Source organism: Trichocoleus sp. FACHB-591 (genome assembly GCF_014695845.1).
In the GTDB taxonomy this organism is placed as follows: domain Bacteria; phylum Cyanobacteriota; class Cyanobacteriia; order FACHB-46; family FACHB-46; genus Trichocoleus.
The window spans coordinates 1-11,936 of sequence record NZ_JACJPA010000007.1 but is presented as its reverse complement, the minus strand read 5'-3'; the positions used below and the strand labels follow the sequence as shown (position 1 = coordinate 11,936).

Genomic DNA, 11,936 nt, shown 5'->3' with positions numbered 1-11,936 from the left:
AGGCATCTCGAAGTAGAGTAGCCTGATGCATAGGGTTTCATGGTTAAAGAATGTGGTAATTCTCATGAAACCCTTTCCTATGAGACCTTTGCAAGTTTTTGTCCTGTACTGAGGTCAATTACATAGACCCTTGTTCATATAAAATCTCTTGAAATCTCTGCTGAACTAGGGGAAATCGAGATCAAAAAATAGGAGTAGATCGCGACGTGGGAGAAATGACAATTATGGATGAGCTATCCAGAGGATTTGGAACGGGCTAGGGCTGCCTGCTTACGGAAACTCTCCACTTGCAGTTCAATAATTGTCGCGTGATGCACTAGGCGATCAATCGCCACGACGGTCATCATCGAATCGCAGAACTAATGATCAGAGTTTTGAGCTAATGCTTGAGGAAACTTATAAAGTTCATGATATTCATTTCTACGGAGAGTGAGACACTTCAGAATGTGATTGAGTTTCAGCGCAGGCTGAATGGAATATTTTTCAACCTACAGAAAATCGGAGAGAACTAGGGGATAGCTGCCACAGCTGAGGAAATTTTTCTACTTTTTGTTAGTCTAATCGAAGCAATCTTTATACGAGTGATTTGAAATTCAATGGTTGAACTGATGCTCAATGTTCTCATGAAAACTACTGTCGCTTCAATTGCTGGATTGCAGATTCGTTGAATAGGAGTGTGGGAAAAGGGGATTGTGATTGAGCGATTGGGGCCATTTGATTTGTTTTTGTATTGCTTGCGAGCCGATAGGGACAAACTTGTTGCACATAAGCTAAATCCTCTGGGTAGCGGGTACGATGAATCGATCGCGCTCCATCGCTGCCCCACGCCGCTTCAAAACTCATCCCAGGGACTACACTCCGTTTTTGAATCCCTAAACGATCGTAGATATTAATTTGCGTTCCATCTCGCGTGTGTGCTGTTCCATCTCCGCAGTAATCCGCGCGAATCATTCGTACACAGGCTTGATGATAATCTTGGAGCGATCGCCCATTGATGGTTTGCCAAGGTTTGTAGCCTAAACGAACACACTTTGCTAATGCACCACTGAGGCAACTAAATGTGATCTGGTTTTCGTCCCCTTGGTAAGTGCCATTGCGATCCCAGGTTCCTGGAAGTGCAATGGCTTTCGCCGCAAAGTGATTCGTTGCTCGACAGTAGTTTTGCCAAGTCTGGTTTTTGGTTTTGTAGAACACCGTGTAAAGGTAGGTTTCTTGCTGTGGATCTTGTTGATCCACTTCTGCACTGCGAATTTGAAACTTCAGACGATGTCCTTGAGCGTCGAAGCCAATGATCTTACTCCCCGGCGCTAGAGCATTGATCGGGGTGGCAAGATTCGGTTGAGATTTAGCAAAATCAACGATGCCAATGTTAATAGCGATCGCCAAGCAAAATAGAGAGCCAAACCAAGATTGATACATAAGTTAGAACTGCGTAAAGCGATCCAGAAGCCCATCCCTTGATTCATGTTAGGAATGGGCTCAAGTCATGAGTGGCAAGCCTTCAGCAAATCACTTGAGACTGAAAACTAGAGATTACTCATTGGCAGTCACGCTATCTTGATTCGCTGTCTTGTTGATCAAGCTGTCATTTTGCTGAAAGTCTAGACTAGCAGGATCGTCAGCTTGACGAAAAGGCTGGGTATGCTCGACGGTGGAACCATCCAATGATGTGCCGTTACAAACATAGTAACTGCACCCATAGAAGTCTAGGCCAGAAGGATCATTAAATTGGAGAGATGGCTGGGTATGTTTAACGGTGGAGCCATCCAATGATGTGCCGTTTAGATTAGATCCATAATAGTCTTGGCTAAAAGGACCGTCAGCTTGACGAAAAGGCTGGGTATGCTCAACGGTGGAGCCATCCAATGATGTGCCGTTCTGAGTGAGTCCTTCTAGGTTTAAGCTAGGAAAATCATCAGATGGCAGAGACGGCTGGGTATGCTCAACGGTGGAACCATCCAATGATGCGCTGTTTTGGGTAAGTCCAGCTTTTGCAATCGGTGAAAAAGACAAAACACCTAGGATTGTCAGGATAGCAACGGTGTGGAATTGACGGTTCATAGTTGTCCTCTGGTTGTGTTCGTGAAGTTGAGATTCAACAAAGCTTGAATGTAAGCTGTTTGCTTGATATCCCTGAAGATAGAGAATAATCGGGGAGAACTAGAGGAGAAAAACTAACTGGTACCTGCTCGATTGTTGTGTTCTTGTAAGAATGCTTCAAGACGCAGGGTGACCTACCTTACAATCACCTTAGGGCTAGGTGAGCGATAGGTATGCGGGTTTTAGTGGTTGAAGATGATTTGATTGTGGCAGATGCAATTACGCGATCGCTGAGTGAACATCATTACTCAGTAGACACAGCAGAGGATGGTGCGATTGGGTGGGAATGTGCTGAGAGCACAACCTATGACCTGATTTTGATTGATGTAGGGCTGCCTAAATTAGATGGAATCACGCTCTGCCAGAAAATCCGCGATCGCGGTTGTGGAACCCCAATCTTATTGATGACCGCCAAGGATGACAGCACCTATCTGATTCGAGGATTAGATTCAGGAGCCGATGACTATTTAGCAAAGCCGTTTGACTTAAAAGAGCTTCAAGCCCGAGTTAGAGCCTTGTTGAGGCGGGGAACGGTAGCAGCAAGCCTGGTTTTGACGATTGGCAAGTTACAGCTCGATCCGCGATCGTGCCAAGTGACCTATGCCGACAAACTACTGCCGCTAACCCCGAAAGAGTATAGTTTGCTCGAATTGTTTCTGCGTCACCCATCTCGCGTTTTTAGTTGTGGGGATATCATTGAGCATCTTTGGACGTTTGATGATCCGCCCCAGGAAGAGAGCGTCAAATCTCACATTAAAGGGTTGCGGCAGAAGCTAAAAACAGCAGGTGCCGTTAATTGGATTGAGAACGTGTATGGGTTGGGATACCGATTGCGCGAAGGAATTGAGACCAATCAGGAACAATCGACGCAGTCCTATGACGACCAACTTGCACAACTTTGGGAACAGTATCGTGGGTTGATGGAAGAACGATTTGCGGTGCTGCAACAAGCCGTCCACACTGACCCCTTATCTAGTGAATTGCGCTCAGCAGCAGAAAGCGCTGCTCATAAGTTAGCAGGTGTTCTCGGTATGTTCGATCGCGAGGAAGGAACACAGATTGCTCGACAGCTAGAAAAACAGTTTGAAGAACAAGCCGAATTGCCAGATGAAGCAGTGCGATCGCTGGTTCAACAGTTGGGCGATATTCTAAATCTTTCGGCTCCGGTTGAAACGGGTAAAAGCTTCCTCGATCCTTCAGAAATAAGAGACTTTGACGCTGAAGTTCTCCACAATGTAAGAGAGTCTAAACAAGCTCTCCGCTCTTGGACAGTTTTAGCAGTCGATGATGATCCACTCATTTTGGACACCTTGAAACAGCTCCTTGAACCTTGGGGAATGTGCCTAACGGGAATTGATAATCCGTTGCAATTTTGGACGGTTTTATCAGCGACTAATCCTGATCTGCTGATTTTGGATGTTGAAATGCCCCAGATGAATGGCGTTGCGCTTTGTCAGGCGATTCGAGCAAATCCAACTTGGCAGAGTCTACCGATCGTCTTTCTCACCGCTCATCAAGATACTGCAACTGTTCAACAAATTTTTGCTGCTGGAGCCGATGACTATGTTGTAAAACCAATTGTTGGGCAGGAATTACTTTCACGGCTCACCCAACGATTAGAGCGATTGCGACTGTTACAAACGTTAAGCACTAAGGATTCAATTACTGGGCTGGCAAATCAGTTTTATTCGAGTCAAGCGATCGCAGCTCAATTTCGCAATCATCAAACGACTTACTTGGCAATTCTCTATATCCCAACACTAAGACAAATGAACATTGAGCAGGGTCACGGGATTGGAAACCAGATTCTCAAACAAACTGGACAATGCTTGCAATCTAGTTTTAGCAACAGTGAAATTCTTGGCTATTGGGGAAATGGTGAATTTATCATTGCCAGTTCTCAAACCACAAAAGCAATGTTTCAGGAGCGGTTATCAGACGTAGTAGCCACGCTGCAACGACAACGCCTTGAAACTCCAAATTTAATCTATCGTTTCGCCGTAGTGGACTATCCAACCGATGGACTAACCCTACGATCGCTCTATAAAACTGCAAGTCTCGGCTTAGAAGGATCGTTCCATGAGTGAAGCACCAACCTCTCCAACTCAACAACTGCAACGGGAAGACTTGATTTCGGTTTTAGAATCTGCGGTGGATTTAATTGGCATTGCCGATGCAGCAGGACAAACCCTCTATGCCAATCAGGCTACACGTCGAACCTTAGGATTTGGAGATACCGAAGACTTATTACAAAAGCCCATTTCAGAATATCATCCGCCCGAAGCTGCTAAAGCTTTGTTTGAAGAAGCTGTACCGATCGCAGTTCGAGACGGAATCTGGATTGGAGAAACGGCTGTTGTCACGAAAGATAAACGAGAAATTCCAGCTTCTCAAATTATTGTCGCGCATAAAAACCCAGATGGATCGCTCAAATTTATCTCCACGATCATGCGAGATATTACCGAGCAAAAAGCTTTTGAAGAGCAACTGCGTCGCAGTAATGCCCTACTGAAAGCCCAACAAGAAGCGTTGATCGACGGCATCTTAGTCGCAGATGAACATCGCAATATCGTGGACTACAATCAAAAGTTCTGCGACATCTGGCGCTTGCCCGAAGAGTTGCCGTCCCGAAACTCGCGGCAGATTGCTGAGATGGTTGCAGATCAGATTGAAGACCCAGAGGCTTTTTTAGCGGGCATCGAAACGCTTTACCAAAACTTGGACGAAGTCTTTCACGATGAGCTTTCGTTGAAAGATGGACGGACGATCGAACGTCATAGTAAAGCGGTCAAATCTTCTACTGACGAGTACTATGGGCGCATCACCTTCTTTCGAGATATTAGCGATCGCAAGCGAACTGAGGCGGCTTTGCAACGCAGTGAACAACACTTTCGCAACATTGTAGAAAACGCCAATGATATTTTATTTGTTAATACACCAGAGGGTATTTTTAGCTACGTTTCGCCTAACGTCGCTAACGTCATGGGCTACTTGCCCGAAGAAATGATTGGTAAACCATTCCCTCAATTTCTGCATCCTGACGATGCTGAGGGGTGTTTTAGGCTGAACCGACAGATGGTCGAGACTCGTGAACCGCAGGCTGGGATTGAATGTCGATCGCGCTACAAAGACGGCAGTTTTCGATGGCAAGTCGTCAACGTGGCACCTACTCTGGGAGCGGACGGAGAATTACAAATCATCGGTGTCGCACGAGACATCCACGATCGTAAATTAGCCGAAGAAGCTCTGCGACTGAGTGAAGCACGCTATCGGGCTTTTGTAACTGCCACGGCTCAAGCCGTTTGGAGAACCAATGCCATAGGAGAAGTAGTCGAAGATATCCCACTTTGGTGTGCGCTAACTGGACGGAGCGAAGAGAGCGCCAAAGGTTGGGGATGGCTCGAGAGTATTCACCCCGATGATCGACCTGCAACCGCAGAAGCTTGGCTAGAGGCAGTGAACTCCAGGCAAGTCTATGAAGTAGAGCAACGCATTCAGGTAGCATCCGGTGAGTATCGACTATTCGCAGTGCGTGGCGTGCCCATTCTTAATGAGCAAGGCAACGTTCAAGAATGGATTGGCACCAAAACCGATATTACAGAACAAAAACAAGCTGAAGCAACCTTGCTGCATCAGAATGCGCTGCTGCAAGCTCAACAACAAGCCTTACAAGAGAAAGAAGCCCAGTATCGCACTATCTTTGAGGCGATTACTGATGCCTTGTTCATCATGGATTTGGACATAATGAGTGTGGTTGAAGTAAACCCTGCCACTTGTCAAATGCATGGGTACTCTTACGAGGAGTTTTTAACATTACATCCATTGCAGTATATTCATCCAGACAGTCTGCCAGTATTTCATAGTTTTATTGAAGCCATGACTTTAAGGCAGCCGTTCTGTGGTGAAGCGGTTGATGTTCGTAAGGATGGCAGTCTGATTGATATTGAGGTCAAAGGAACAACCTGTATTTATAACGGAAAGCCGCATGTTTTAGCGATGGTGCGAGATATTAGCGATCGCAAAGCGGCCGAAAAAACTCTGCAACGTCGAGCCCAGTTAGATCACTTACTCAGCTCTCTGTCTCGGCAGTTTATTGACCAGGATGCAGAAACCGCAATTCATCTTGCTTTAGAATCGGTTGCACATCATATTGGCGCAGAACGAGGAACTATCTTCGAGTATGACGCTGACCAGACGAGATGCCAATTAGCTTACGAATGGTGTGGTGATAGCGTTGCCCCGCTCACACCTGAAGCCCGAGAGTCGAGCGTTGTTGAGCATCCCCATTTGCATCAACAGTTTCTATCAGGACAATCCCTGCAAACAGTTGATGTTCAAACGATGCCAGAAGGCCCCGAGCGCCAGCTATTTACTCGTCAGTCGATTCAATCGGTGCTCGGTGTTCCGGTGATCTATCGAGGGCAAGTAACGGGATTTTTGGCAATTGATACGGTTCACTTTCAGAAAGATTGGAGTCAAGAAGATATCGACTGTCTCAGGCTCGTAAGTGAATTGATTGCAATTGGACGTGCCAGATACAAAGCCGAAACTGATTTACGCATTGCCAAAGAGGCGGCTGAGGCGGCAAATCTCGCCAAGAGTACATTTCTCGCCAACATGAGCCATGAGTTACGTACACCCTTGAATGCAATTCTAGGCTTTTCGCAATTGATCGAACGCGATGCCACCCTGGCTGGTCGTCAACGCGATTCCCTTGCCATCATCAATCGCAGCGGTGAACACTTGCTGAATTTAATTAATGATGTGCTGGAGATGTCAAAGATCGAAGCAGGACGAACGACCTTGAATGTGGTTTCCTTTGATCTGCATCATCTTTTACAGACGCTACAAGAGATGTTCTTGATGCGAGCCAAAGCCAAGCAACTCGCGTTGAATTTTGCGATCGCACCCGATCTGCCTCAGTACATTCAAGCCGATGAAAACAAGCTCCGCCAAGTCTTGATCAATTTGCTCAGCAATGCCCTGAAATTTACAGACAGTGGCAGCATTACGCTAGAAGCAACGGTGCGCTCAGAGGTAACCCTGCAATTCAAAGTTCAAGATACGGGACAGGGAATTGCTTTAGAAGAATTTGAGCAGCTATTTCGCCCGTTTACCCAAACTAGTAGTGGTTCTCAACTGCGAGAAGGCACAGGGCTGGGGTTAACCATCAGTCGCCGATTTGTGCAATTGATGGGCGGAGATATGCACATTGAATCAACCGTAGGACAAGGATCAACGTTTTCTTTTGAAATTCAAATCGCGATCGCAAACCCGACAGAAGTTGCACCCACCTCAATTTCAAAACGAGTCTTACAACTAACCCCGCAACGACTGACCTATCGAATTTTAGTCGTCGACGATCGCACTGAGAACCGAGATTTCGTCGAGCAATTGCTGCAGATGGTGGGATTTGAAACACAATCAGCCGTAAATGGAGAAGATGCGATCGCACAATGGCAGCAATGGCAACCGCACCTAATTTTGATGGATATGCGCATGCCGATCATGGATGGCTATCAGGCAACTCAGCGAATTCGGGCGCTTGAATCAGCTCAAACTCGACCAAAGATTTTGGCATTAACGGCCAGTGCTTTTGAAGAGCAACGCGCCTCAGTTCTGGCTGCTGGCTGCGATGATTTTTTGGCAAAACCCTTTCGAGAGTCTCACTTATTTGAAAAGCTAGCTGAGCATCTTGGGGTGAAATATCTATACGAAGAAGATAACGAACCTCCGATTGATTTATCACCTCGGTTAACGTTAACTCGTTCCATGTTGGCAATCATGCCCCAAGACTGGATTGCAGAACTGCATCAAGCCTCGCTTGCCGTCGATGCTGACCAAATCTTACAATTGGTTCAGCAAACTTCAGACTCTGATTTAGCGGCTGTATTAACGGAGTTAGTTCACAAGTTCTGTTTTGACGAGATTGCCGAGCTGACTCAGGAAACATAAGGAGACTGGACTTCTACTATAGTTTGACTGCCTCAATAATGCTCAGCAACGAAGGTGTTGGAATCACACGAGTCAATTCAAACCCATTCGATCGCAACAACAATCGATACTCTTCCTCGGTGCGCTCTCGGCCGCCTGTCATCAACAGCATAATCATATCGATGAACTTTGCTGGAGAGGGTTCATTGCCCGGTGGAAGGATACTTTCAATGAGCAACAACTTTCCATCATCGGGCATCGCTTGATGGCAATTTTTCAGAATGATTGAAGACTTTTCATCATTCCAATCGTGAATGATCCATCGCATCAAGTAAGCGTCTCCACCTGTCGGCACAGACTCAAAGAAGTTTCCGGCAACAGGTTGGATCTTCTGCTCAACATGGATGTTGGCAATGATTTCAGGTAAGTCAAACAAAATGCCGTTGAGATGGGGATTGGCTCGCATAATTGTAGAGATTAAGCTCCCTTGCGCTCCCCCCACATCCACGATCGCATTAAATCCAGAAAAGTCGTAGCTCGCGGCAACTGCTTGGGCGATCGCGCTTCCCATACTGGTCATCGATTGCGAGAATACCTGACCCAATTCAGGATGTTGAGCATAGTAAGCCCAGAGCGGCATTCCTGCTGCGGCATCAAATGCAACCTCACCCGTTTTCAGGCTGTGTAATCCGTTATTCCAACCCAGCGAATGGTCATCGCCCATTTGTGCGAGCGCCGCATATCGCATTGAGCCAGGGCTATCACTCTTCAGCGTTGCTCCCAGCGGAGTCAGTGCAAAAGCCTCATCTAAGACTTCGGTAAAGATGCCCACACTACCCAAGGCGCGCAGGAGGCGGTAGAGCGATCGCGGATCAGTGTTGGTTTCGGCTGCAAGTTGAGCAATTGTTTTCGGTTGATCGTCAAATAGATCAGCAACACCTAACTGAGCAGCCAGATAGATCGATCGTGCAACCCAAAAGCCGCCGATCAAACTCAACATTGTCTCTTGGGGAGCAACTTCTACTCTTTCCATCGTCATCATGATTCTTTTCTCTCCAGTTGATTTCTAAGTTAATTTCTACGCTTCAACAAGTTGGGGGGCAGCTTGACGCAAAAACGCTTCATAGCCAGCAGTGTGAGCGAATTGTAAGTATTCCTTTGCCATTTCGGGGGTGAGCAATTCGAGCATGAATTTGTTCTCCACCCAAAGTTCGATCACTTTAAAGGCATGGCGATCGCACAATCGCGCCAGCCATCCTTCGCGATCGGCGATTTGTACGATCTGTTCTTGCGAAACCGAAACCGAAAGCGCGGCATGAACAGACATAAAGGTTTGAGCAGTTCCTGACGAAAAACCAACTTGTTCTGGCTCTGGAATTAACTGGGTATCAGCCGGATAGAGCTCAATCCCGGTTCCATAGCCATCATCGACGATCACCATATAACTTCCTGGATGGGGAGGAAAGGGAAAACAACTGCCCTGCATCACTTCTGCCAAAACATTCGCAACGTGCAACGGATGATCTACAGCGATTGAAATATGATGAAACATAGTAACCTCTAACTTCTAGTTGGCTGATGTCACTTACAGTAGGCAGCGATCGAGGAGAAGTCGGGGAGTCTCAACTCATTTCGCTCAGCAATGGGGGAGATCCGTTTCTTTTTGCTGAGGCCACTTTAGATACTGGGGTATCTGGTCTTAAAATCTGGTGAGAGTTCCAATCAAATTCTGCAATGTCTGAGCCGACGCCAAAAGCCGACATTCTGGTCATCGACGATACGCCAGAAAATCTCAATCTGTTATCGACCCTGCTCATTGAACACGGTTACAAGGTTCGCAGTGTTACGAAGGGTTCGACGGGGATTCGAGGCGCACAAGTAATGCCCCCAGATTTAATCCTGCTCGATGTGAATATGCCACAGATGAGCGGATACGAAGTTTGCCAACATCTAAAAGCCGACGATCGCACCCGAGATATTCCGATCATTTTCATCAGTGCGTTAGAAGCAGTCAGTGACAAAGTCAAAGCATTTCAGGCAGGTGGTGTAGACTACATCACAAAACCATTCCAGATTGAAGAAGTCTTGGCCCGAATTGAAACCCATCTAACATTGAGACGACTTCAGAATCAACTACGCTTTCAAAACGAACAACTTCAGCAAGAAATTCGCGATCGCGAACATGCAGAAGAGAAGTTTGCGACCATTTTTCAACAAAGCCCCAATCCGATCGCGATTGTAACCATCCCTGAAGGGCAATTAATGGAAGTGAACCCTAGTTTTCTCAGCATGAGTGGTTACACCCGAGATCAAGTCATCGGCAATTCAATTACACAGCTACATTTAGGCCACGATTCCGAGACTTTTCTGCATCGTCTGCAAACCATAGAAACCCTTCATAATTTAGAATTTGAACTACTCACTCACTCCGGTAGTGTCAAAAGTATTTTGGTCTCTTTCGATCGCATTGAGCTGAACGGAGCAACTTACGCTTTATTGATTGCAAATGACATCACTGAGCGTAAACGTCTTGAGAACGAATTTATTTCCTTAGTCAGCCATGAGCTACGCACTCCGCTGACCTCAATGATGGGATCTCTCGATTTACTTAGTAGCGGGCAGTTAGGCAGCTTGACTGAGCAAGGGCAGCAAGTTCTCAATATCGGCGTAAAAAATGCAGAGCGATTGATCCGTTTAATCAATGACATTCTCGATCTCGAACGGATTCGCTCTGGCAAAATCACGATGAATCAGCAATCGTGCAATCTGGCTGACTTGATGACTCAGGCAACTGAAGAAATGCAAGCAATGGCCGATCGCTCTGAAATTCAATTAATTACAGAACCGCTGTCAATTTCACTCGCTGCTGATCCCGATCGCATTGTGCAAACCTTGACCAATCTTCTGAGTAATGCAATTAAATTTTCGCCTGCCCAAACAACAGTTAACGTACGGGCTTACAGTTCAGAGCAGACTTCAAGTGTCTGTATTAGTGTTTGCGATCAGGGGCGAGGCATTCCCTCCCATCAGCTCCAGACGATCTTTGAGCGATTTCAACAGGTAGATGCATCGGATGCCCGTCAAAAGGGTGGAACCGGGCTTGGACTTGCCATCTGTCGTAATATTATCGAGCAGCATGGTGGCAGAATTTGGGTGGAAAGCACTGTCAATCAAGGCAGCACATTCTATGTTGAATTGCCACTTGACGCTGAATAAATTTAATCGTGTCTCCCCGACTTCTCCCCAACTTCTCCCCGATTCAGCGATACCCTTTATGAGCATTAGTTTCTAGAAGATTGCGATGAAGAAGCAAATTTTGATTGTGGATGACGAGGCAGATGTACGAGCGATCGCCACACTTGGTCTGCAGCTGGGAGCGGGCTGGGAGGTTCTGACTGCTAGCTCTGGAGCCGAAGGAATTGCGATCGCGGCTCAACATCACCCTGATGCGATTCTGCTCGATCTGATGATGCCGAATATGGACGGTCGTGCCACTTTACAACACCTCAAACAACAACCTGAAACCCAATCCATTCCCGTAATCCTGATGACTGCTAAAGTACAAACTTCAGAACAGCACAATTTTCATGATTTAGACATTGCCGCTGTCTTTACAAAACCCTTTCGTCCGCTTATCCTTGCCCAACAGATTATTGATGCTTTGACTTGGCGTTAAGCAGTTTGAGCGCAACGATCATTGCACCTTTAAGACGATAACGCCTATTGTCCCCACTCTTTTTATCCACAACTGGCATTAAATAAGTTCGATTTACTCAGATCTTGCACCTCGTAATCTGAACCTCCCACCCCTGCTGCTGTAACAGCATGCGCTTTTGCTCAACTTCCTGAAGCAACAGGGCAACAACCACCTCGCCTAGGCAGGCTCCGAGCACGGTTGTCGC

8 protein-coding genes and 1 pseudogene are annotated in these 11,936 nt (G+C 46.6%); 4 read left to right on the top strand and 5 right to left on the bottom strand.

The window, feature by feature from the left end; translation table 11 throughout:
- Positions 1-233: 233 nt before the first annotated feature.
- The 3 genes and pseudogenes from H6F90_RS30425 to H6F90_RS00165 all read right to left on the bottom strand — a co-directional run.
- Positions 234-359: pseudogene (locus H6F90_RS30425) on the bottom strand (ATP-binding protein); the annotation flags it as partial.
- Positions 360-630: 271 nt separating this feature from the next.
- On the bottom strand, positions 631-1,419 hold the full coding sequence (locus tag H6F90_RS00170) for an ADYC domain-containing protein (RefSeq protein ID WP_190549134.1): 789 nt from the start codon (positions 1,417-1,419) through the stop codon (positions 631-633).
- Between the two features lie 114 nt (positions 1,420-1,533).
- Positions 1,534-2,061: a hypothetical protein gene (locus H6F90_RS00165; protein ID WP_190549132.1), complete on the bottom strand. Its 528-nt coding sequence runs from the start codon at positions 2,059-2,061 to the stop codon at positions 1,534-1,536.
- Between the two features lie 212 nt (positions 2,062-2,273).
- On the opposite strand from H6F90_RS00165, the gene H6F90_RS00160 reads away from it, so the two are divergent.
- Both H6F90_RS00160 and H6F90_RS00155 read left to right on the top strand, forming a co-directional pair.
- Positions 2,274-4,187 carry a response regulator gene (locus tag H6F90_RS00160; protein WP_190549130.1) on the top strand — a complete coding sequence of 638 codons (1,914 nt, stop codon included), beginning with the start codon at positions 2,274-2,276 and terminating at the stop codon, positions 4,185-4,187.
- Positions 4,180-8,055: a PAS domain S-box protein gene (locus H6F90_RS00155; protein WP_190549128.1), complete on the top strand. Its 3,876-nt coding sequence runs from the start codon at positions 4,180-4,182 to the stop codon at positions 8,053-8,055. The genes H6F90_RS00160 and H6F90_RS00155 overlap by 8 nt, the downstream gene beginning before the upstream one ends.
- A gap of 16 nt (positions 8,056-8,071) precedes the next feature.
- Here H6F90_RS00155 and H6F90_RS00150 read toward each other — a convergent pair whose 3' ends face one another.
- A complete protein-coding gene (locus H6F90_RS00150; protein WP_242024246.1) occupies positions 8,072-9,076 on the bottom strand; it encodes an acetylserotonin O-methyltransferase in 1,005 nt (334 codons plus the stop codon).
- A gap of 36 nt (positions 9,077-9,112) precedes the next feature.
- Complete coding sequence (locus H6F90_RS00145) at positions 9,113-9,586, bottom strand: hypothetical protein (RefSeq protein WP_190549125.1); 474 nt, start codon at positions 9,584-9,586, stop codon at positions 9,113-9,115.
- A 182-nt stretch (positions 9,587-9,768) separates the two neighbouring features.
- Here H6F90_RS00145 and H6F90_RS00140 point away from each other — a divergent pair, with 182 nt between their 5' ends.
- Positions 9,769-11,250, top strand: coding sequence for an ATP-binding protein (locus H6F90_RS00140; RefSeq protein WP_190549123.1), 1,482 nt, complete (start codon positions 9,769-9,771; stop codon positions 11,248-11,250).
- Positions 11,251-11,335: 85 nt separating this feature from the next.
- On the top strand, positions 11,336-11,710 hold the full coding sequence (locus H6F90_RS00135; protein WP_190549121.1) for a response regulator: 375 nt from the start codon (positions 11,336-11,338) through the stop codon (positions 11,708-11,710).
- Positions 11,711-11,936: the final 226 nt, after the last annotated feature.